Origin of the sequence: Candidatus Zymogenus saltonus (genome assembly GCA_016929395.1) — a bacterium.
In the GTDB taxonomy this organism is placed as follows: Bacteria; Desulfobacterota; Zymogenia; order Zymogenales; family Zymogenaceae; genus Zymogenus; species Zymogenus saltonus.
On sequence record JAFGIX010000086.1, the window covers coordinates 92343 to 114163 of the forward strand.

A 21821-nucleotide genomic window follows, 5' to 3' on the forward strand; every position below is an offset into this window, starting at 1 on the left:
AAGGAAACGAAACAAATTATTTTGTTGTAGGTCGCCTTTGTGGTATAAGAAATTGAATAAGTGCTTATGGTATCCGTTACTCAAACTCGGAGATGAGCTATGAACGGTTCAAATTCCCCCCGCATCCTCTATTTAGGTAAAGATGAAAGCCTTTCGAGTTACATAAAAGAAGAGACCGCCCGCAAAGAATATCTCTTTGAAAGCGCAAAAAATAGGGATGAGGGCCTATCGACAATAATAGGAAATGTCTTCGACATCGTTGCCGTGGATCACGATCTTGAAAACGAGGAGAGCCTCAATCTGATAGAAGACCTCGCCTTCGGTGGAATCCTCCCCCCCACGATCTACTTCGCGCGCAAGGGTACAGAGAGCGCCATCGCCCGTGTATTGGAGTTGGGAGTAGAAAACTACATCGTAAAGGACCGCAAACGAAAATATTTAGAGCTTGTTCCGGCCTTAATTGACAATATCTTAAAAAGGGGAAAGCCCGTAAAGGAAGAGACCCGATCCACGACAAAACCCGCAGACATAAAAAAAGAGGGAGTAAGCCGTATTGAAAAGGAGAGGGAAAGCCGGGCGGAAAAAGAGAAAACGGCTATTTTGGACAGCCTCTCCGAGATGGTGATGTTCATCGGAAAAGACATGAACGTCATCTGGGCGAATAATGCCGTAGCCGAGTTCGCAAAAATCACCCAGAGGGAGCTCGTGGGCCACCGTTGTTATCATGTCATATTGAACAACCTCGATCCGTGTGTCGGCTGCCCCATTGTGGAGGCTCAAAAAACACGCAAATCAAAAGAGGCCGAGATAATCTCCGAAGACGGAAAGGCTTGGTTCGTAAGGGCCTATCCTGTATTGGACGACAACGGCGAGGTTGAGGGAGTGGTAGAGGTAAAGACGGATATAACGGCACAAAAGGAGTGGGAGGGTATGTTAAAGCAGGCCTCCGGTGAATGGAGGACCACATTTGACTCCATAACGGACATGGTCGCGATCATAGGCAAAGACTACAAGTTTATAAAGGTAAACATGGCACTCGCCGATTCCTTCAACATGAAGCCTAAAGAGATTGTCGGGAAGAAATGTTACGAGCTTCTTCAGGGACATGACGCCCCATGTCAGGACTGTCCCCACGAAGAGGCCATCTTAAACGGAAAGGGGGTACAGATAGACAAATACGACGATCGCGTTAAAGCCTATCTTCATATATCCGTGTCCCCTATTTTTGACGATGGTGGCGTTGTAATGGGCTCCGCAATAATCTTTAAAGACATCACTCAACAAAAAGAGGCCGAGGAAAGGCTGAACCAATATTCAAAGCACTTCAAACAGATGGTCGGGGGATTGACGAAGGAGCTTAAAGAAGCTCCCGGACTTCTCGTCGACAAGACGAGAAACACCGTTCTGAGGCAGTTTGCGAGGGGTGTCGGCAACGAGCTTCGCGGGCCATTGGAGATAATTTCGGAAAAGGTATTTTCCTTGAAAAAGAAAATCTCAAAAGACGATGAGGCCGCCCAGAAGGTCTTGGAGGTGATCACGTCCGAGATAAAAAAGACCGAACAGATAATGCTCCTGCTCCTCTACTTCGCCAGACCAAAGACACCCGACAAAAAGGAAGTAGAGGTGCATAAACTGGTGCAAAGGGTCCTTGAAAAATACCCGCCTTCGGGTAATGTCAAGGTAATTACCGATGTTTCGGATAAATTGCCCCGGGTGTTCGTCGATCCCCTTCAAACGGGTCAGGTCATCAACAACCTGATCATAAATGCGGACCAATCCATGCCCAACGGGGGGGAACTTAAAATAATCGCCAAATCCAATGACAACGCTATATTGCTATCCATCTCGGATAACGGCCCCGGCATACCTAAAAAGGATCTCAAAAAGCTCTTCGATCCCCTCTCCACGACCAGAGCCGGAAAGATGGGGATAGGCCTTGCAATCTCTAAAAATCTCATCGAGTCAAACGGCGGCAGTATTTCGGTGAGCAGCAAGGAGGGAGAGTACAGCACCTTCACGATTGTTCTGCCCACGAAGGAGTGAAGTCGAAAAGACCAAGCTTTAAATACTTTTTTTGAAGGATGATAATCAGGCCGTGATATACTTGGAGGAGACCGGGAAAACAGCCAAAAGAAAATCTTCTTTTGCCAAATTTCAAATGTGATTGAGACATTGCCGAAAGACCCGGCTTTTAACAGCGTATCTCTGAAAGGGAAGATGCCCATTCGCCGGACTCTGCTGGAAAGGATGGATTCTTAAAAATATTTCTTGGACGACACACAATAATGTGATAGAATTCGGCCCCAATGTCGATTGCGGAAAGAACCGATTTGCCCCCTTTGGGACGGAGTTGATCCCTATCAATGATTTGCGAAAATAGAAAGGTATAGTATGGCACGAAGAACACGCCATCATCTCGATAAAACAGCGGCCCTCACTCGGGCAGGTTTAGTCTAAAACGGAGGATTTTTTAGAGAGTAATAAAAAACTGTAGCAATCAAACGCGCCTGTAGCTCAGGGGATAGAGCAACGGACTTCTAATCCGTAGGTCGCAGGTTCGATTCCTGCCAGGCGCGCCAATGATTTCAAGTACTTACACGTTTTCACTTTTTTACAAAAGCTCCTTGATACCAAAATGATACCAAATAAGGCGCAAAAAAAACGCTAAAAAATCACCGTTTTTAGTCAAGTAGTCATGCCCTTTTTAAAGGGGATAACAACACCCGTCTCCTTCTGACCCCTAAATCCAACTAAATTGACCGTTTCATCTAAAAATCTGGCCGTTACGTTTAAATAAACCTGTGTCGTCTTAATGTCGCTATGTCCTAAAAGTCGCCGTAACGATTCAAGATCAGCCCCGTTCATTAAAAGATGAACGGCAAACGTCCGCCGGAGGGAATGCCAACCCCCCTTATCCTCCACTCCGGCCCGTCTTGTAACAATCCTGAAATCTCGATGAAGATTGTTTTTTCGGGGTTTTCCGTATTTGTTAGCGAAAACCCAAGGCGAAAGTTCAGATTTAGGCCGTAAACGGGAAAGCACTTCAAAGGCCGCCGCATTGAGCTTTATTCTCCTGATTTCGTGGTCTTTAGGTTCAAAGGAAAATGTCTCTCCTCCAAAATCCATTGAATATCCCTGAACAAGAATAAATCCACCGTCAAGGTTGACATCGCCCCATCGAAGATGCGTCAACTCGCCCAAACGCAAGCCCGTGTTTAATCCAAGGATAACCATGTCGTAAATGTGCATATTTTGAGCCGATGCAAGTATCCTTGAAATTTCCCCCTCTTCCCAAAAAGTGGGCGATTTTGAGGTTTTTGCCCTTATCAACCTCGGCCTCTCCACAACACCTTTAGGAATTATCTTCAAGCTCTCCAAAACTGTGATCATTTTCCCTATTCCTGTTAATTTTAGATCCACCGTCCGGGGGGCGAGGCCCTTGTCAAAAAGCCATTCCTTGTATTGATCGTAAATCTCCGGCGAGAGACTTTTGATTTTCTTTTCGGAAATAAACTCTTGGAAAACCTTCATCGCCTCCGCATGATATTCATACGTCCGTGGCGAATTAGAGTGAATCTTTGACCATCTCAAAAACCTTTCGATATAATCGTTCAGGTTCGTTTCAAAAAGAACGTCAAGCCGTCCCGTCTCTTGGAGCTTTGATTTCGCTTTGTAAAATTCGTCTTTAGCCTCCGATAAAACCGTTGTCTTGACCGCCCATCTTTTACGCTTCCGGTTTTTCAAATTCATGTTTTCAGCTTCTAAATAATAACCTCCTCTGTACTCGATAAGACGGAGCTTATACCCTGAAAAAACAACCTTTTCAATAGTTGCCATACTTTATCACCTCCTTTCTAAAAAACCTTCTTCCTTTTATCTACAAAACGATACTCTGTTAACCTCATTAGAAAAATGATCTGTTTACTTTTTCTGCTTTCTTATGTGAAGGCAAGGCAGACGACATATTTGGCTGTTTTCCCGAAAGAAGCTCCTCGATGGTTACATATATTCCGTTGTGCTTCATCATTTTAGTATTTCGTTCTATTACTCTAATGATACATTTACTACGTGAAAAGTCATATTATAGCCCACACTAACTGCTTCAATTACTCCTATAAAAACGATATTTTGTCCTTTACTTAACGAAAAATAGTTTAAAGTTGTGTTTTCAGGAAGATAGATTTTGGTTATGCTATTTGCATTTTTTAATTCTATCAATACTCCTGATGAAGGTAATTCCTTTTTAGGTGTTGTAAAAGTTCCAGTTAAACCTTCAGTAAAACCTTCCATAAAAGAACCGACAATAGATTTATTATACTTCTCCACGGATACTACTTCACCTATACCTATGCAATTTTTCCCAACATACATATTTGCATATTGTTCTTTTTGCACGTTAGTCAAAGAGCCCGTTTTTATTTCAGGCAAAGAGGAAATATGAACATAATCAGGGTGTTGTTTTTTCAAATCACGATATTTAGAGTAAATACTAAAGTTGAAGTAGTAATATGCATATGCAGTAACAGCAATTAAAGAAATAATTAGAATCAAAAATAACGTTGTTTTGTTTATATCTTCAGCCTTATTTTTTGGAGTGATTGTTTTTTCTTTTTCTGTATCAATTCTTTTTTCAGGAGTAGACTCCAATTTTGAGTAATCACCCTTAATGTAGTCCCATGTTGTCATTTTAGAATTACTTTGATTTTCTTGATCAATCGGCAAAGGCTTCGTCTTTTTATTAACTACAAAAGATGTTTTGCATTTAGGGCAAGATACTTTTTTCCCATCATCTGGTATTAGACTATCAGCTATATTACCTTCAAATCCACAATTATTGCATTTAACTTTCATAATAACCTCTCAATCGAAATCCAAATACTATTTCGATAATTAAAGTCACAATTTAGGGAAAAAACTTTCACCGTTCCTAAATAATGAGGAAGATGAAGAATAATTATGCAAGATTAATGGGACAGACTTATCAAACAGATTTATTTGAAGATTAATCGAATAATTCTTAAATAAGTTTCAGCTTTTCTAAAGGAATTTTTGGATCAATAGCGGTTTGTTCAATAATTCGTTTGGTATCGTCAGAAATTTCTGGTCGCTTCAATGCCTTTTTACTTAATTTCTTTATTGAATCGCATTTAGCAGAACATAGCTTTGCTACGTACCTAAACCCGTTTTTTGGATCCTCTATTTTCCTTAAGAGTTCATTTTTGACAATACTCTCACAATGTCTAACATCACAAAACGATATTCGTTCTTCAAGATGTCCACCAACCTTATCTTCCCAATCACTTTGTTTTATTTTTACAGTTAAACATTTCTTGCAAGCATCATAATCAGTAGTAAGGACGTGGAAAAAATAATTTTCTAAAAAACTATGTCCAGCAAGTTTATATTTTGGTTTTTTTATGCGAGTTGATTTTTCAATTGATTTAGTATCGTAATAAACATTATTCCGAAAAATCGGCAATAACCCTGTATGTTGGAAAAGCTTACTTTTCACTCATTTGGCCGATAAATCTAATACTTGATTTAGACCTTTCTTATTATTTTGTGTAGCTCCTATTTTTTTCATGGGTTTTGTATTATAAGCTATCTCAACAAGAGCCTTTGCCCCATATCCTGAAAGCGCCTCTAATACTTCATCTAAAATAGCCTGATCTTCTTCATCTAATTCATCAAAAGAAACGTTCTGTTTATCTTTAAATCTATAGACTATATATTCATCACCTCTTGTAGTATAGTTTGGTTCTTCGACAATGCTATTCTCCGATAATAATTCTTGAATATAATCATAGATATTTCTATCAAATGGCCCGTGTTTATATCTCAAATATTCAAAATCTGACATTTGCAGATCACGCCTTTCCATTGATACTAAATCGCTTATATAGGCGAGTTTCATTAAACCAGTAATTGTTGGTGATTGATGGTTTTTTATCAAATAAGCAAGTAGTTGCTTGGTCTTTTTCATATAGCAATAACCCCATTTATTAGAATATTCCAATAAAATTATACCATATCTGCATAAGAAAATGTCAAGAAATATTTTAAATAGTTTATTCATGTATTTTATTCATCCCACTACCACTAACTGGTACATTCCATACAGATATAGACTAAAAATTGACCGGGGCCATTACAACCCCGGCCTTGGTTTTTACTCTTCTTTGGTTTCAGGATCGCCCTGATACTTTTCACGCTCTTCAAAGGGCACTTGGCCCCATTTTGAATAAACCTCTTTTAGCCGCCTTCCTTTTTCAATTCCGGCCTTGACACTTTCGTCATGCTCTCCGCCTATCGAGGCCGAGATAGTTTTAGGCCGATATTCCCTAAAAGCCTTATGGAAAGCCTCCTCTTCCTTCTTTTTGCGCCGGGCCTCAACGTCAATCCCAAAACGCTTTCGCATGACCTCCTCCGGTGTCATGTTGTGTGTTTCGCTCATTTTTGCAATTACGTTTAAAACGTATTCTTTGTCAAGCTCCTTAAATCGACACACAATATCGACCGCCTCCATTAACTCCGCCTCTCGCTGCTCTTTGATTTTCTCCAATGCCGTTTCAATTTCGCCCATGTTATTTTCCCTCCATTTTCTCGATTTCAACTTCGGCTGATACAGGGCCGTCCAAAGCGAAATCTTTTTCAGAAATTTTCATCTCATATTTTGTCTTTTCGTATTCGATTCGATACCGCCCGTCCATGCTAATCGGTATCATGTCCGAGATAAAAATATGTTCATGTCCGAAAGTGCCTCCGGTTGCTTTCAAATACCACCGCCTATCAGCCCCCAAAAGTTCGGGCCTGCAACAAATCTTCAATCGCACATTCCGCAAAGCCGGATTTTCTTGAAAAATAAAACTCTCCCCTTCGAGATCGCCTCGACCGACCAGAAACGCCTTCTCCTCTTTTGCCGGGTTTTCCTTTTTTTCATTTTCCATTTTTTTGTCCTCTTCTATTTCGTTAAGTTTTCTCTGGGCCAATTCTTTTGAAATCAACCCAACCCTTAAATCGTTCAAAATATATTCTCGCTTTTCCATTTTAAAATAGGGCCACGCTTTGAAAATCTTTTTGTGTATAAATTCGTGTCGGCTCTCCCGATAAAGTAAAAACGCCCATGCCGAGCGCAATCACAAAATCATCATGCATGTTTGATTTATGATCGATGCGGAGGCCGTAACTCGTTTCAATAATCATTACTGTTAGCAATTCTTTGATTAATTCGTCATGTTTGAAAATCTTTATCGTTCGGTCTTTGAAAACCCCAAGAAGGGCCTCGGTCATTTTTGTGAGATTTCCGCCAGAAAAAACAAACTCCTCAATCTTCACATTACGGGCCTTTAATCGCTGTATCAGGCCGATGCTTTGCCAAGGGTCAATCACAAGTCTTGATTGTCGGAAGTTGCGCCACAAATGAATTAAATGACTTTCAACATCGGCAATGTTTACCTCGGCCCCACGCTTCCCCTCAAAGCTCTTGACATGATCAAGAATTATCCGCCCCGATTTCCAATTACGGTGAACGACACTAATCACGGTTCGATCTGAACGGAGGCCAAGATCACATGAAATAGTAAACCGTTCACCCTGTCCACTATCCCGATTTCTCAATTCCGGGTCAATCGATGCGTCAACGTCTTCCTTTGTCAAAAAGTTATCGCTCCCAACTGTCCATTGATTTCTGTGGAGGCGTTTAAACATAAACTCCGGCAATCTCTTTTTCTCACTTTCGAGGTATTGGTCGTCAACCCAACTTGCTAAATTCTCATGCGACCAATAAAAGTACATTTTCGGGTCTTTGCCCTCTTTTCCCCGTTCGTAATAATCAAAAAGCGGATTTCCCGGAAACGGCTGATTTCCCGCATAAGTCACGACAAGCGTCAAGGGATTTCGCCTCGCCGGAGAGGGAGCCACCGCCTCCAATAGCTTGTAATCCTGAAAACCCCACATTTCATCAATCACGATTGCCGAGCAGTCATAGCCGTGTGCGCTCACCGAGTCGGCACTAATGACCTGATACCAGCCTCCATTCCGGGCCTCTATGCGATCTCTCTTTATCACAACCTCCTGTCGCAGTACTGGCGAGAGTTCAAAAGACCGTTTTACAAAGTCGAATATCCGCCGGGCCTGTTCAAGGTCGTTTGCAAGCGAGATGATTTCAGGATATTGCTCACCATCTGCCAACAAAAGATATGCGATGCATAAGGCTGCGAGAGTGCTTTTCCCATTCTTTTTCGGCACCGAGAAAACGGCGAGGTCGTATTTTCTCAATCCGTCCGGGGTGAGATCATAAAACACGGGCCGGATAAAGTTGTCGATCTGCCATTGTTCAAGTCTAATGGGCGATACGCTGTTGTCTTTATTTCGCACATAGAAAAACTTTTCGGCAAACTCTATGAAATCAATCTTTTTCGGTTTCATGCTTTACCTCGTTTTCGTTTAGGTATTGCTCAAAGGGAGTCGCCCGCTCAAATGACCTCGGTTCATGTAGTTTTAGTAATGTCAAAGTTAATCGGATGCTGTTATGACAAGCCAGATAAAATGCGGATAGTGCGGATTTGACCTTTAAGTCTCCCCCCTCGGCCTTAACGAAAGGCCCTCCGTTCTCTCGAATCCAAAAATCAATAAGTCTCGTGTACCCTGATAATTGGATAACTTGATCTATTAAAAGCGATTGACCCTCCGTCATCATGGCCTGACCGCCGAGATCAGCGACAAGGCCCGCCCGAAGGCTGTCAAGCTCCCCCTCAATCTCCGTTTTCCAAGGCAAGTCCGGCACCTCTCCCGTTTGTAGATAAGCATTTCCCCCGTGTTTAAGGCTTTGCTTATTGCCTTCCTTGAATTGTGAGGGCGTTTTATTCCCTTCCTTAAAAGACGTTTCATTTGGGCCTGAAAACTGGCCCTTTTTATTTCTATCTGTCATGTTCACCCTCCAATGCGATAATCAGCAAAATTAAATACCCTGTAAGATCAAGTAAAGTGTCCTCTTTGAAGTTCTTTTCCCCACTTGAAGCGATGCGGGAAAGTTTGTCGTCAATCCTTACCTTTAGGGCCTCAATCGGTGGAGCCTTTGAGAATATCCCGACCGGATTAAAAACCGAGTTTCCGTAATCCCAGTTTTTCCTTATCAGGAGATCGCTGATCTCTTCACATTTCGCCTTGATCTTATCCTCGGTCATTTTCCCCCCATTCAATAAGACTTTTGCGCTCACTCTCCGGCACATTGAGAAGATCAAACGCCTTGTGAATCGTTACAATCTCACAACTCCCGCCATTCAGGGCGTTCAAGAATGCACTCCGGGAAATACCCGCCTTTTCAAAGTCATATTCCTTGACCTTCATTTTCCTGTAATAATTTATTTCAACCTTTAAATGAGGCTTCAAACTCATTGACAACCCCCCAAAAATGGCGAATAACTTATCTCTGGTAAAGTATTCAACACCCCAACCCCCCGATTTCCCAACGCTTTTCCCTTAAAAGAGTGAGATGATACCAACTTGATACAAAATGACCTATTTTCCCCTAAAATATCAACTCTTGATAATGCTTCTTTTAGGGGCAATATTCCTAAATTACTGTAATTATTGACTATTCCCATTTAAACCCCGCCGATCTTGAAGCATTTTAGTAATTTTTACTAATAAGTTTAGATTCCTTCTATGGTGCAACCATAGTAGTTGCCCAACTATACCAACTAAAGCAACTAACACCATTTTCCTTAATAATATCAATAAGTTACTTGGTTGTCCTATTTCAACCTTTTTGGTTGCCTTGGTTGGGTTGGTTGCCTTGGTTGGGTTGGTTGGTTTAGTTGCCATAATATATATATTCCCCTAAAGGATAGAATACTTAACACCGCCTCGACCTTTACCGCTTTTAAGGATTGTCCCCCGGTTTACGAGATCGCTTAATATTTTATATGCGCTTCCTTTATTAATTCCAAGGGCATCGCCTATATCTGTAATTCCACAAGCCCCCGCATCCTGTAAAAATTCTATAATTTCGCCTTGTCGTCCGCTCAATTCGTAAAGACTTGCCTCGCCTTCACAACTCCAAAGCCCGGTCTCCCAATCGATATTTAATTTTAGGCTTTGCTCCTCTATATCCCTTCCTGTTAAAATCAGCTTTGCCCCCACCTTCCCGGCCTGTCTGTAAAGCCCCCAAAGACAATCACCTACAGCACCCTTTCCTGTAGACCCCAATATGTCAGATACAGCATCAGGGTCGGCAAGTGCCTTCTTATGATGATCGATCAGGAGAATGGAAGTATTTAGATTTTGAGCTACTTCTTGGAGTGAGCCGATTGCGTTGGTAACTGCATTAACGTCATTCTGATCAACCCCAATGGCCCTTGACAGCGTATCCACCACAACAAAGCGATATTGCCAACGTTCGATCTGCTTTGCCAATAACTGCCCCCCGCCTTTCCCAAGATCACCAAAACGCTCTCTAAACAATTTTGATGTTATAAAATCTGCGGGCAATCCCGGCGACCATCCTTGTTTCTGCATTCTGTCTTTTAGACGGCGAGGGTGATCTTCGAGGGCAATAATTAGAACACGTCCAGGGTCAACCTTTTTTCCGAAAACAACTCCCCCAGAAGCAACCGCCTGTCCAAGCTGAAGGCCCATCCAACTTTTTCCTGTTTTTGGTCGACCCCCCAGAATCGCAACTCCGACCGACAACATCTCCGGTATAATCCAAGTTGGTGCAGGAAATTCTGTATTTAGAATGTCATAAGTGGAGAGGAGGCCGGGAAGGCGGTCAGTACTGTTGCCCTCTTCTCGGATTGCAATCTGTTCCTGTTCTTCAAGCTCCTGTCTATCCATCAATAGCCCTCTCGTACAATTCGAGTTTTGCTTCCCAATCATGCCCTAAAAGAATTTCGTAATGATATTCAAAAATTTCCCGGCTCTCCATCAAGAATCTACTCCACTCAAAGCCGAGCGATTTTGGGGTGATCTTGTCGATCATAATGTCAAGCTTGTACAACAACCCAGCCAACTTTAAAGTTTCCGACTTTACCCATTGCTTAAACATTTTTTCCCGTTCTCGCCTTTGTCGCTTCTCTTCAATCTCCCGCCTTATTTCCGGGGCGATTGGCTTCCCGATTATATTAAGCCCCGCCTTTTGCGCTAAAAATGACAAGGCCGACTTTGTGTCCAGCTTGTAAAAGCATTCGCAAAAATCAAAAACATCTCCGCCTCGATTACACGAAAAACACCACCACCGCCCTTGGTCGGGATAGATTTTGAGGCTCGGCGTTCGATCTTCATGGAGAAAACACTTACAAAAACCCCCCCGATTAATCGCCAGCCCCGCCTCTTCCATAAGTGAGGGGAGGTCAGTCAAGGATTTTACCAACTCGAAATTAGTCATTTTTGGTTTCCGAAAAAAGTTCCGAGACGGATTTTCCAAGCACCGAGGCGATCCGCTCTTTTTCATCTTCCGAGGGAGTCCGCCATCCGCAAACGATTTCACTCAACCGAGATGGTATCATTTCGATCTGGGAGGCAACCCAATATTGCGTGATCCCCTGTCTTAAGATTTCTGTTTTTAAGGCAATATTTTTTGACATTTCCTACACTCCAAAAAATTCTTATTTTCTTTAATTATATAAGATAATTTTCTTAATTCAAGAGTATTTATATGCATATATACACTTATTTAGACGCTTTTTATGGGAAATGCGAAAAAGGTGTCAAAATCTAATGGGTCAAAGGGCGGAAATTAAAAGTCTTTTTTGAGTCTCGAATGGGTTTGCCCGCACCACCGACTACAATGTTCTGTCGTTTTATTCGTGGATAAAAAGAGGTTATTGCATGATTTTCTCCCTCTAACACGAAAAGCGCATCGCCCCAAAAGATGAAAATCTCTTGATTTTAAAAAATCGCTCAATAAAAGAAATGCCTTATGTTCTTTTGTTCGGGGTTCTCTATTACCAAAACGGAGAGTTACGCCGGGGTTTAAAGTGAAATCACCAATTTTAGAGAAATATGTATGTAATTCTGGTTTTATCGATGCGTTTAAACTCTCAATTCTATAATTTATTTTTTTGACGGCATCTTTCGCCTTTGAAAACATATCGTCTCTTTTATGAATATCTATACTTACCTTGAAATAATAATCACGAATTTCGATTAATTCATAAAGAATGTCAAATATCTCTTTTTTCAATTTTATATCTTTAATATTTTTATTCAAATAATTAACAAAAAGGATTGTCGATGGATTTAAGGTTCTTTCTGTTTTATCGCTCATTATCACAATTTTGGGTATTTCACGTTGTTTTTCCTCAAGCTCTCTTAATATCTTTTTTTCATTAATCCGTTTATCAATTTTTATAGTCTGTTTCATGTCCACACCCTCCTTTAAAATAATTATTCCACAATACAAGATATAGTCAAAGATAAAAAAAAGGGGGCCTGAAACGGCCCCCAAAGTGTTTAATCCAATACCGGAGGCTCTTCGCCGAATATCTCCTGATACATATCGGCCCTATGACTTAATACAAGGCTTTTCGCCTCCTCTTCCGAAATAAGCTCGGCGTGATTTTTCTCGCCTTGCCAATTCGTCCCATGACATACATAAAAACGCCCGTCTTTGAGCTTGCCAACTCCCAAGTGTCGGCCTGTCGCCCCACAAGTCATGTTGTGGCCGTCCCAATGATCTAAATTGTCGGTATAGGCCACAAGGCCCAAGGCGTTACCGTTTTCGTCATACAAAGTAACTTTACTCATTTTTAAACCTCCAAAAAACACTTAAATTTGAGTGAAAAATATGACCACCTTATTCCGGGGCGGTAAAATTACCAAAATAGTGATACATAATCGGTACAAAACCCCTGATTTTATGGCCTTTTTTGGTCGTTTTTGGTCTCTTTAAATTTCGGTAAGTATTGAAAATTATTGAATAAACTGGTGAGAAAACGCTACTTCTAATCCGTAGGTCGCAGGTTCGATTCCTGCCAGGCGCGCCAAATTTCCCCAATGATTTCAAAAACTTGGCAAAGAATCCGCCCTTTTTTTGGTTCATGAAAAATCTAAAACGCTTTATGTGTCGCTTTTGTGTCACTTTTTTTGTCTCGCCGTCGAGATAATCCGATAACCTGTTGACGGCATCTCTCCCGTCAGATTCGTCCACGGCATTGTATCGAAGAAACATCGATGCGGTTTTATGTCCCGTCTGTGCCATAATGACCGAATCGTGGATCCCGGCCTTCCTCATGTTTGTCGCAAAACAGTGGCGCAGGTCGTGCATCACGAAGTCTTTGATCCCCGCTCGTCTGCAGGCGCCTCCAAAGGCGGTGCGGATACTCTTCACAGGCCTCCTTTTATTGTAGATGAAAACAAACTTATGGGAGTGGCTTCTTGCCCCGTTAATGCGCCTAAATATCTCTAAAACATCATCGGTTAGGTAAACACATCTTTTCTGTTTCGTCTTTGTTTCAAAATTGTTTGCAATTTATTTATCAATTATTGTCCTTTTGGAATATTTCTATTTAAGTCGTAACATGATATGAATTTCACAAAATAGAAGAAATGTTAAAAATAACAGTTTGATTGTAAGTTGCTTTTCTGGTATCAAAACGCATTAAAATAAATAGATTCTTACAAATGCAAACAATTATTCATTAGCAAAATCATAAGGTTCTATCATGAGCAAGAAAAAGAGAATAGGCCAATACGACCATAAAGACAAGGATCGTATGAACAATCCCCCCATCGGGCTGGTTACCGCAGAGACGGACAAGGACGAGGGGAAGCAAAGATACGCCTATGATCCTCATATCGACCCGGAGTTGATGTTCGATTCGGGGAGGAGCGAGATCGAGAATATCATTGACGGCGGCCTTTCTGCCGAGAGCCTTGAGGAAGCAAAGACCGCCCTTCAGGAGTTGAAGAAAAGGCAGGAGCCGTACCTCAACTGGGCGGGGAAGTTGGAAAGGACGACCTTTGATGTGCCGACGGTGTCGCTCCACGTCCACGAGAGGATCGACCCGCACACAATTATCTTGACACTACCTTTTCTAGTAAGCGGGTAATAGTATATCAGGAAAAGGTATTCATATATTTTATGATTAAACAAATCCTGTGTATAAATTGTAGAAGTAATTCAGAAGCTAAAAAACCTTTTCTAAGATAGTTTATTCCTTCCTCACTCTTTTAATTCTTACGGTACATCCACCAGTGTTATTCGTCGGGTCACACTTATCATTTGTCGGGAGCCACAGTTCAAAGGAGCCGCCGTTCCATATTCGTATCCCAGCCCGCCCCTCGGAAACGAGCCCTTGTTACGAATCAGATTTTGATGTGAAACGGGTGTAAATTAAGGAATGTAATAGCTGATATCTATTTTATTGGAGGAAAAGATAAAAAGGCTCATTACCATCGCCGCTTTTTTGTGCTGTTTTATTATTTCCGGGATCTCCACCGCGGAGTACTGCCCGGATGTTAACGCCTACTGCGTAAAGTATAAGACCAGGACAACAGGCAATGTTGAGGCGAACCTCATCTACTATGCAAAGACATTAGAGGAGGCTAATGAAAAAATACGGTATTGTCAAGAAATTACTGCTGTGCGTGTACTGATCCCTGTTACCCGCCACAATACAGGATATAACCTATGAATTGGTATGATATTGTATACTGAAAAAAACAGAAAAAAGAGCAAGATTTTCTTTAAACAGGTCTTAAGTACCTTTCTAAGCTGATAGATGGTTTAGTCTTGACAGAAAAGTGGCGGAGAGAGTAAAATCCACCTGTAGATTAACTTCAATACTGGTGTCATTATCGGGGGCAGGACAATCCTGTCAGTTAATTAAAACCGTATTGTTGCTCACCGGCCACCAGAAAGTCCTCACTGTTTGGATAATTTTGCTTTGGGGTGTATCGAAGGGTGTGGAATTATGGAAGGCTTCAAGGAGTACATCGGGACTGGAGCTTTTACATATAAGCCCAATAAGCAGAGATTTCCAACGAAAACATATGGTCAGAAGGAAAACCACGCTTATTCTATTATAATATTCTTCTTTTTTGTTGCCTTCATTTTCAATAGAGTGACTTGGCGATCTTTACCGTTCCATAGAACTGATTACCTGTAAAGTTAGGGAATCATGAATAAAGTATACACTCTTACGATGACGATTCTCGTGATATTCTTTACCGTCGATTCCGCATTCGCGAATACTGGATACGGGATTTTTACACTATTACCCTATATATCTATTGTACCTTTTATCTACCTGTTCCTGAAACTGGGAGGGATATATCTCATAAAAGATCGGAGAAAGAGGTATAGAAGGATAATCTTGCTTCTTGTTTTCGGATACATCGGGGTTGCGGTTCTGGCTTTGGTTATAGCGGTGTACTTTGGACTAGATTGGCTAATGGATTTCGGCGAATTTTCCATGATAGCCGTCATCCCTTTTTTTGGCGTCCTCATCGGCGGATTTATGATTTACCTTGGAATTCGGAGCCTCACGCCAAACCGGCCGGCTTACCTTGAACCCGTACATCCTTTAAGGATGATAGTTTCCGGAATTGCCCTGGTGGCCGTGGTCTTTGCTTGTCTTTTCTGGATGAATCATCAGATCACTGAGTCAAAGAAGGAAAGGATAAGTCGCGAGAGAGATTACCTCTTCGAGAAAGTCTATGAGGCGCAAATGGAATACTTTACCGAAAATAGCGCCTTCTCTAAGGATCCCGTAGCCATCGGCATTGATAAAGATCGACTTCAATATTATCTGCTCATTATATACCAGTACGAGTTCATCTCGGCCGACGAGGCAGGATTCCTCTTTAGGATATGGGGTAATATTGACAGAGATCCCAATCTTGACATCTGGGAGCAGACCGAACAATCGCCTGTACCCTATTGTATCTTCGATGATGAGGTTGACAAAGGTGTCCAGATCGACCCTCATGACCCGAAGCGATATTCACCGAAGGTCAGGTAATCAAAATATATACGGACTCGGGGAAAACGTTCTTCCCGAAGTCTATGAGACCAAGAGTTTCTTGCTGTAACTTTCTTAGGGAATCAAGAAATGAAGAAGATTAAAATTTTGTTTTTTACCATGGTTCTGTTCGTAATTTTTACATCAAGCCCCTTATTTTCCTACGAGGCGCTTCTTACCCAGCTTACCCTTTCGAATGAAGCGAAAGAACTTCTCGAAAAGAACGGTTTTGTCGTGACCAAAAGCGGCGAAAAGGAAATCTACGAAATCTACAATAGTACTAACGACCAAAGCCAGCCGGCATTTGTCACGACGGACGCCGTTTTGCACACGGGTCACGTCTTTTTCGATTATCTCCTGAGAATTTTAGAGATAGAAGTGCTGTCCGATACGGCAAAGGCCCTTACCGACAAAATGCTTGCGCTTTCGATAGCTCAGTATAAGGCGGCAAAAGACCCAATGGTGAAAGAGGCGGCGCTTTTGAACATCGGTTATTTTTCCGTTCCGAAAAAGATCTGGGATCCGGACTATACGGTGGAATACGGCCTCGACGAAATTGTGAATAAGGAAATCGAAAATATCAAGGCTCACAAAGGATTCGCATTTCGAGAGCTTCTCAGGTACGTCGAAAACCCCGACTTTTATAATACACCATATGCATACGAGGATTATTCCCAGTACATTCCGAGGGGCCACTATACTAGGAATGAGACGTTTGAAGAATACTTCAATGTAATGATGTGGTATGGCAGGATAGACTTTAAGTTAAAGGGGGGCAGTTTGGAGGGTGAAAACCACGGCCAAATGATGACGCTCCAGGCGCTGCTCATGGTTGATGCTCTCTCGGGAGATAAGGAGACCCTCTCGTTGTGGCGGAAAATCTATGAGCCGACGGCCTATTTTGTCGGCACTGCCGATGATCTTACCGTGGATGATTACAGGGCGCTTTCCAGTGAAATTTTCCCTTCGGGCGGGTCGATCGATAGATACGGAAAACCTGAAGCTCTCTCCAAATTCATCGAGGAGGCGAAAAAACTTCGCCCGCCCAAAATACTGTCCGGGGCGGCATTCGTAGAAAACGGCAAGTTCGAGGATACAAACAAGGGCTTTCGATTTATGGGACAGCGGTTCATCCCAGATTCATATATTTTTCAACAGCTCGTCTTCGGCGTAAAGAGTCTTGAATTCACTGGCTCAGGGAAACCTTTTACTTGGGGAATTGTCGACAGTGTTGGGCCAACCAGGACATTCCCCAGGGGGTTGGACGTAATGTCCGTGTTTGGATCCGAAAGGGCCTCTGAAATCCTTGACCGTGAGGGAGATACTGAGTATAAAGGCTATTTTGAACAGGTTGATATCCTGCGGTTGGAATTCTCAACCAAGACCGAGGCGGAGTGGAAACAAAACCTCTACTGGCGGTGGCTGTATTCATTATTGCCTCTCTTGCAGCAACCAAAGGGAAGCGGTGTCCCAAAATTCATGTTATCGAGCGCATGGATGGATAAATCCCTTGCCACGGCTCTTGGTTCCTGGACGGAGCTTCGCCACGATACGATCCTGTACGCCAAGCAGAGCTATACAATGATGGGAAAGTCAATTCTTATTAAAAAGAAAACCTATGGGTATGTTGAACCATATCCGGAGGTCTATGGACGTCTCGGGGAGATGATGGGTGACCTCAGAAATAGTCTCACGACACTTGGTATCGCACCGGAGGGCGTTCCTGAGAAGATCGCTGAATTTGAGAAGTTGCTTACCCGACTTAAAGTAATATCCGAAAAGGAGCTGGAGAACGAGAAACTCACCGAAGAAGAGTATGATGCTATATCAAATATAGGAAATACGCTCGAATCCCTGGCAGATTTCCCCAAAGAGTTGATGAATAAGATAACTTCCGAAACGGACACAAAGATGGACGTAATTGCCGATGTTCATACAGATTCTAATACCGGACAGGTCCTCGAGGAGGGGGTGGGTGCTCCGTGCAATATCTACGTCCTCATTGATGACAGCATGGGTAAAAGAGTTTGCCGCGGTGGCGTGTTTTCTTACTATGAATTCAAACAACCTATGAGTGATCGACTGACGGATGAAAAATGGCAAGAAATGGGAGAGAATAATAAGAGGCCTACTTTGCCGGAATGGACGAAAAGTTTTATCGTGGAGTAACGTAGAGCATATAGAGTTGTTGATTAAAATTTGAATGAGAGAAATTGATATGATAATAAGTATTTACGAATTGTTGATACTCATTTTTCTTATTTCCATCTTATTTGGGATTTGTCTGATATTCTTTATTATCAGACGGAATATGAAAAACAAGAAGTAATTCCCCGTTTACAGGAAATCAATGCAGGAAATGTGGTCTTGTGTAAACATTATAACCACAAAACTTATGCCGTAAATATCGAGAATGATGATCGGCAGTGATCTCAATGGATTTAAGTATAAATACTGCTAATGGGGGGTACGCCATTTATTTGAGTTAAAGGAATTGACTAAGCGTTGGTAAAAGTATCTAATATTAATAATACTGGATCGGTATTGACTCGCGGATGATATTTTTATTCCGCATGTCTCCTCTATAGTCGTAAGATAAAAAAACTTTTTTATTTGATCAATCCATATAAAAGGAGATTTTCCATGAACAGAAAGATTTACCGTCTAATCCTTTGTGGATCGGTAATTGTTTGTGCAGGTCTTTTTTCTTTTGCCGGTGGAACCGCAAAAGCACCAACGTTTGTAATAGAACCCAAATATAATTTTATCGCCCCCTTTTATGAAGGGATCGCCGTGATCAAGGTCGACAAACTATACGGTTATGTCAGAGAAGACGGAACCGTGTTGGTCGATCCGAAATACGTTTCCGTTGGCGACTTTGACTCCGGGCGGGCGCCGGTAAAGGTCGACGGGAAATGGGGTTTCATTGACAATAAGGGTGTTCCTGTCATTAAGCCGATCTACGATGAGGTTAAAACATTTTCTGAAGGTTTTGCGGAGGTAAAGTCAGAAGAAGCATGGATGTTTATTGATGTCTCAGGAGAGTTTATATTCGGCCACACGTTCAATGAAACCAGGAAATTCTCGGAGGGGAAGGCCCCCGTTTGCGTCGGTGAAAAATGGGGCTATATTGATAAGCAGGGGAGGGCGATTATAAAGCCGCAGTTTGACGATGCCGAACCTTTCTCAGAGAACACTGCCCGAATAAAAATCGGTGACAAGTGGGGTATGATCAATGATTTGGGAGATATTTTCGTCAAGCCTCGATTCGACGAAATAGGGCTCTTCAAGGAAGGAATGGCGTTAGTAGTGCTGAAAGGAAAGGCTGGATTCATTAACACAAAAGGTGAGGTGGTGATAGCTCCCAAATTCAGCTATTTTTCATCATATCCCGAAATGTATATTTTTTCTGAGGGGCTCGCAATTTATTACGACGATAACGGCAAACGAGGGTATATAGATAGTAAAGGTGATGTCAGGATTGACCCCTCCTTCGATGGAGCAAAGAATTTCTCCGAGGGTCTTGCGGCGGTTTCGATTGACGGCAAGTGGGGTTATATCGACAAAACAGGCTCGTTTGTGATACCGCCCCAATTCGGCAACGCCCAGGAATTTTCGGAAGGGCTTGCGCCGGTGATGGAATGGACCGGATATGCGCTAGGCGGTTGGTATTACATCGATAAAACGGGTAAGACTATAATTGATGTCGAAAAGTCCTCGTTCTATAAAGACGATTATGCGACCTGGGCAGAGCCGTTTTCGGGGGGGATCGCATATGTCCAAATTGGAAGTAAGGTTGGGATTATCAAATATCCCTCCCCTTAAACCACAAAGAGGCCAGAAGCGGTCTTGGTCTATGATAATAAACCCGTTCATGTTTTCCGAACGATCGACGAATATGGCACAGCAATCCGTTACAATTGATCACGAAAGGGGGGCAAAGAAAACGCCCCCCTTGCTCGATCGTGCCCTTTTGCTAGATAAGACCGAGCCGCTTTCTTGATTACAGCCCTAGGCCGCTGAAGTTGTACCTACCCGGCATTCGGAACCTCGACACGAAACATTTGCGTAGAGGCCGACGTAAAGACTGGTTCCATTAGTGGGGGCAGATCAGGATATGATAGAATTGATCGTGTTATATAAAGGAAATCACACATAAACAGATTGACTAACGTCGTCGATTGATTATGCACGGCAGATGAAGAGGAGCATGAGATGGATAGATATACCAGGAATTTACTTTTAATCGCAATTATTTTACTGTTCCTGCCGCTTTACTCTCGAGCATCGACTGAGACCATTTGCGCTATTGTGTCTTTGGTTAGTGAGGACGGGAACGAGGGGACGATAATTACTCTCGACCTTGGTTGCAATGACGGCCTGGCGGATGAACAAATGGAATTGGTGAAAAATGACGGCCGGGTGATTGATGATGTCAAGATAGTTGCCCTCAGGACTAACAACACAACAACAGTCGTTACGGAAGACACCAAGACCGAAAAGGCGGTTCCCGGGATTTCGGTTTGTTTTTATTTTGATCTATCAGAAGGAACAAATCCCGATGCAACTAAGACTCTTGAGGATCGTTCCTTCGTGGCAATAATCCCTAAGTTTGATTATGCTTGGGGTTTCCACGAGGGTCTTGCTGCGGTGTTAATAGGTGTCGAATACGGATACATCGACAAGACGGGAAAGTATGTTATAGAGCCCCAGTTTGATTATTCCGATGACTTATCCTTCGAATTCAGCGAGGGTCTGGCTGTGGTGAAAATGGACGGTAAATACGGATACATCAACACAACTGGGAAGCGTGTCATAAACCCAAAGTTCGATTTAGCCTACGAATTCCACGAAGGTCTTGCTCGGGTGTCTATAGATAACAAATGGGGATACATTGATAAGACCGGAAAATATGTCGTCAATCCCCAGTTTGATGATTCTGGGGATTTTGCCCAGGACTTGGCTCCGGTGAAAGTAGGCAGGAGATGGGGGTACATCAACAAGACTGGGGAGTATGTTATCAAACCTCAGTTCGCTTTAGCTTGTGATTTCCACGAGGGTCTGGCTTGCGTATTGATCGACAGCAAATACGGATACATCGATAAGACGGGGAAGCATGTCATTGAGCCACAGTTTGATGATGCCTTCGAATTCAGCGAGGGTCTGGCTCGGGTGAAAATATTTCGCACTGAAGACATGATACCTGACAACAAATATGGTTACATTGACAAGACGGGAAAGTATGTTATAGAGCCCCAGTTTGATTTTGCGTGGCATTTTAGGGAGGGGCTGGCTTGGGTGAAAATGGGTGGCATAATAGAGGGCAAATGGTGTTACATTGACAAGACAGGAAAGTATGTCATCAATCCAAAGTTCGATTTAGCTTACGAATTCCACGAGGGTCTTGCTCGGGTGTCTATAGACAACAAATGGGGATACATCGATAAGACCGGAAAATATGTCGTCAATCCCCAGTTTGATGATTCCGGGGATTTTGCCCAGGGTCTAGCCCCGGTGAAAATAGGCGGCAAATGGGGGTACATAAAGATACTACAGGGTCGGTAAATTCGACTGAATCTACTTTTATGTGTGAGGCAAAAATAGGAGGAAGGCGCACGACTTGTTCTCTTTCGATTAATAATGCATCCTGCTGATGTTACCCTTTCGGAAGCCATAAGGAAGATACCATTTCCGGAGCGCTGTGCCCTATTAGCCCAAGCTGGTTTATTTTTAGCTATATTTTAGCAGGTTGGCCTAATCCCTTTAAGGACTGAAGTGGACCCAATATGGTAGACAGTGAAACGGGGGTTTTAAGGTGGATCATGCGGCCTGTTTCCCCCGTTGGTTTTTAAAATA

22 protein-coding genes and 1 tRNA gene are annotated in these 21821 nt (G+C 42.5%); 9 read left to right on the plus strand and 14 right to left on the minus strand.

Translation table 11 applies throughout. From position 1 onward, the window contains the following. Positions 1 to 99 precede the first annotated feature (99 nt). A complete protein-coding gene (locus tag JW984_16125) occupies positions 100 to 2043 on the plus strand; it encodes a PAS domain-containing protein (GenBank protein MBN1574725.1) in 1944 nt (647 codons plus the stop codon). Positions 2044 to 2503: 460 nt separating this feature from the next. Next, positions 2504 to 2579: transfer RNA gene (locus tag JW984_16130), tRNA-Arg, on the plus strand. A 106-nt stretch (positions 2580 to 2685) separates the two neighbouring features. On the opposite strand, the gene JW984_16135 is transcribed toward JW984_16130, so the two are convergent. The 14 genes from JW984_16135 to JW984_16200 form a co-directional block, all read right to left on the minus strand. Then, complete coding sequence (locus JW984_16135; GenBank protein ID MBN1574726.1) at positions 2686 to 3837, minus strand: site-specific integrase; 1152 nt, start codon at positions 3835 to 3837, stop codon at positions 2686 to 2688. A 207-nt stretch (positions 3838 to 4044) separates the two neighbouring features. Continuing rightward, positions 4045 to 4851: a zinc-ribbon domain-containing protein gene (locus JW984_16140; GenBank protein MBN1574727.1), complete on the minus strand. Its 807-nt coding sequence runs from the start codon at positions 4849 to 4851 to the stop codon at positions 4045 to 4047. A gap of 166 nt (positions 4852 to 5017) precedes the next feature. After that, positions 5018 to 5512: a hypothetical protein gene (locus JW984_16145; protein MBN1574728.1), complete on the minus strand. Its 495-nt coding sequence runs from the start codon at positions 5510 to 5512 to the stop codon at positions 5018 to 5020. Continuing rightward, the gene (locus tag JW984_16150; protein MBN1574729.1) at positions 5513 to 5983 is read right to left on the minus strand and encodes a SocA family protein; all 471 of its coding nucleotides are present in this window, start codon (positions 5981 to 5983) and stop codon (positions 5513 to 5515) included. Positions 5984 to 6169: 186 nt separating this feature from the next. Continuing rightward, positions 6170 to 6583 carry a hypothetical protein gene (locus JW984_16155; GenBank protein MBN1574730.1) on the minus strand — a complete coding sequence of 138 codons (414 nt, stop codon included), beginning with the start codon at positions 6581 to 6583 and terminating at the stop codon, positions 6170 to 6172. 1 nt (position 6584) lies between these two features. Further along, positions 6585 to 7046, minus strand: a complete 462-nt coding sequence (locus tag JW984_16160; GenBank protein MBN1574731.1) for a hypothetical protein — start codon at positions 7044 to 7046, stop codon at positions 6585 to 6587. A gap of 1 nt (position 7047) precedes the next feature. Beyond that, the gene (locus tag JW984_16165) at positions 7048 to 8427 is read right to left on the minus strand and encodes a hypothetical protein (GenBank protein MBN1574732.1); all 1380 of its coding nucleotides are present in this window, start codon (positions 8425 to 8427) and stop codon (positions 7048 to 7050) included. Further along, positions 8408 to 8929, minus strand: a complete 522-nt coding sequence (locus JW984_16170; GenBank protein MBN1574733.1) for a hypothetical protein — start codon at positions 8927 to 8929, stop codon at positions 8408 to 8410. Before JW984_16170 ends, JW984_16165 begins: the two co-directional genes overlap by 20 nt. Further along, positions 8919 to 9185, minus strand: a complete 267-nt coding sequence (locus JW984_16175; GenBank protein MBN1574734.1) for a hypothetical protein — start codon at positions 9183 to 9185, stop codon at positions 8919 to 8921. The genes JW984_16170 and JW984_16175 overlap by 11 nt, the downstream gene beginning before the upstream one ends. Next, entirely contained in the window at positions 9172 to 9396 is a 225-nt protein-coding gene (locus JW984_16180; GenBank protein ID MBN1574735.1) for a hypothetical protein, read from the minus strand. Before JW984_16180 ends, JW984_16175 begins: the two co-directional genes overlap by 14 nt. A gap of 444 nt (positions 9397 to 9840) precedes the next feature. Continuing rightward, on the minus strand, positions 9841 to 10836 hold the full coding sequence (locus tag JW984_16185) for an AAA family ATPase (GenBank protein ID MBN1574736.1): 996 nt from the start codon (positions 10834 to 10836) through the stop codon (positions 9841 to 9843). After that, positions 10829 to 11386: a hypothetical protein gene (locus JW984_16190; protein ID MBN1574737.1), complete on the minus strand. Its 558-nt coding sequence runs from the start codon at positions 11384 to 11386 to the stop codon at positions 10829 to 10831. Before JW984_16190 ends, JW984_16185 begins: the two co-directional genes overlap by 8 nt. A 351-nt stretch (positions 11387 to 11737) precedes the next feature. Then, positions 11738 to 12364, minus strand: a complete 627-nt coding sequence (locus tag JW984_16195; GenBank protein MBN1574738.1) for a hypothetical protein — start codon at positions 12362 to 12364, stop codon at positions 11738 to 11740. 89 nt (positions 12365 to 12453) lie between these two features. After that, a complete protein-coding gene (locus tag JW984_16200) occupies positions 12454 to 12747 on the minus strand; it encodes a hypothetical protein (protein ID MBN1574739.1) in 294 nt (97 codons plus the stop codon). Positions 12748 to 13118: 371 nt separating this feature from the next. Here JW984_16200 and JW984_16205 point away from each other — a divergent pair, with 371 nt between their 5' ends. From JW984_16205 to JW984_16235, 7 genes are all read left to right on the plus strand, one after another. Next, the gene (locus JW984_16205) at positions 13119 to 13349 is read left to right on the plus strand and encodes a hypothetical protein (protein MBN1574740.1); all 231 of its coding nucleotides are present in this window, start codon (positions 13119 to 13121) and stop codon (positions 13347 to 13349) included. A gap of 315 nt (positions 13350 to 13664) precedes the next feature. Next, on the plus strand, positions 13665 to 14051 hold the full coding sequence (locus JW984_16210) for a hypothetical protein (protein ID MBN1574741.1): 387 nt from the start codon (positions 13665 to 13667) through the stop codon (positions 14049 to 14051). A 315-nt stretch (positions 14052 to 14366) separates the two neighbouring features. Beyond that, on the plus strand, positions 14367 to 14636 hold the full coding sequence (locus JW984_16215; protein ID MBN1574742.1) for a hypothetical protein: 270 nt from the start codon (positions 14367 to 14369) through the stop codon (positions 14634 to 14636). Between the two features lie 486 nt (positions 14637 to 15122). Further along, a complete protein-coding gene (locus JW984_16220) occupies positions 15123 to 15965 on the plus strand; it encodes a hypothetical protein (protein ID MBN1574743.1) in 843 nt (280 codons plus the stop codon). A 90-nt stretch (positions 15966 to 16055) separates the two neighbouring features. Further along, a complete protein-coding gene (locus JW984_16225; GenBank protein MBN1574744.1) occupies positions 16056 to 18134 on the plus strand; it encodes a DUF3160 domain-containing protein in 2079 nt (692 codons plus the stop codon). Between the two features lie 474 nt (positions 18135 to 18608). Then, positions 18609 to 19790, plus strand: coding sequence for a WG repeat-containing protein (locus JW984_16230; GenBank protein MBN1574745.1), 1182 nt, complete (start codon positions 18609 to 18611; stop codon positions 19788 to 19790). Between the two features lie 390 nt (positions 19791 to 20180). Beyond that, positions 20181 to 21530 (plus strand): WG repeat-containing protein, encoded by a 1350-nt coding sequence (locus tag JW984_16235; GenBank protein ID MBN1574746.1) that lies wholly within the window; start codon positions 20181 to 20183, stop codon positions 21528 to 21530. Positions 21531 to 21821 lie beyond the last annotated feature (291 nt).

What these genes read in the sequence shown, in the direction of transcription:
- JW984_16160 (MBN1574731.1), bottom strand. Translation starts at nt 7,046, where the DNA reads ATGGAAAAGCGAGAATATATTTTGAACGATTTAAGGGTTGGGTTGATT.
- JW984_16155 (MBN1574730.1), bottom strand. Translation starts at nt 6,583, where the DNA reads ATGGGCGAAATTGAAACGGCATTGGAGAAAATCAAAGAGCAGCGAGAG.
- JW984_16200 (MBN1574739.1), bottom strand. Translation starts at nt 12,747, where the DNA reads ATGAGTAAAGTTACTTTGTATGACGAAAACGGTAACGCCTTGGGCCTT.
- JW984_16185 (MBN1574736.1), bottom strand. Translation starts at nt 10,836, where the DNA reads ATGGATAGACAGGAGCTTGAAGAACAGGAACAGATTGCAATCCGAGAA.
- JW984_16235 (MBN1574746.1), top strand. Translation starts at nt 20,181, where the DNA reads ATGGATAGATATACCAGGAATTTACTTTTAATCGCAATTATTTTACTG.
- JW984_16170 (MBN1574733.1), bottom strand. Translation starts at nt 8,929, where the DNA reads ATGACAGATAGAAATAAAAAGGGCCAGTTTTCAGGCCCAAATGAAACG.
- JW984_16220 (MBN1574743.1), top strand. Translation starts at nt 15,123, where the DNA reads ATGAATAAAGTATACACTCTTACGATGACGATTCTCGTGATATTCTTT.
- JW984_16190 (MBN1574737.1), bottom strand. Translation starts at nt 11,386, where the DNA reads ATGACTAATTTCGAGTTGGTAAAATCCTTGACTGACCTCCCCTCACTT.
- JW984_16180 (MBN1574735.1), bottom strand. Translation starts at nt 9,396, where the DNA reads ATGAGTTTGAAGCCTCATTTAAAGGTTGAAATAAATTATTACAGGAAA.
- JW984_16230 (MBN1574745.1), top strand. Translation starts at nt 18,609, where the DNA reads ATGAACAGAAAGATTTACCGTCTAATCCTTTGTGGATCGGTAATTGTT.
- JW984_16135 (MBN1574726.1), bottom strand. Translation starts at nt 3,837, where the DNA reads ATGGCAACTATTGAAAAGGTTGTTTTTTCAGGGTATAAGCTCCGTCTT.
- JW984_16225 (MBN1574744.1), top strand. Translation starts at nt 16,056, where the DNA reads ATGAAGAAGATTAAAATTTTGTTTTTTACCATGGTTCTGTTCGTAATT.
- JW984_16175 (MBN1574734.1), bottom strand. Translation starts at nt 9,185, where the DNA reads ATGACCGAGGATAAGATCAAGGCGAAATGTGAAGAGATCAGCGATCTC.
- JW984_16210 (MBN1574741.1), top strand. Translation starts at nt 13,665, where the DNA reads ATGAGCAAGAAAAAGAGAATAGGCCAATACGACCATAAAGACAAGGAT.
- JW984_16195 (MBN1574738.1), bottom strand. Translation starts at nt 12,364, where the DNA reads ATGAAACAGACTATAAAAATTGATAAACGGATTAATGAAAAAAAGATA.
- JW984_16165 (MBN1574732.1), bottom strand. Translation starts at nt 8,427, where the DNA reads ATGAAACCGAAAAAGATTGATTTCATAGAGTTTGCCGAAAAGTTTTTC.
- JW984_16140 (MBN1574727.1), bottom strand. Translation starts at nt 4,851, where the DNA reads ATGAAAGTTAAATGCAATAATTGTGGATTTGAAGGTAATATAGCTGAT.
- JW984_16125 (MBN1574725.1), top strand. Translation starts at nt 100, where the DNA reads ATGAACGGTTCAAATTCCCCCCGCATCCTCTATTTAGGTAAAGATGAA.
- JW984_16150 (MBN1574729.1), bottom strand. Translation starts at nt 5,983, where the DNA reads ATGAAAAAGACCAAGCAACTACTTGCTTATTTGATAAAAAACCATCAA.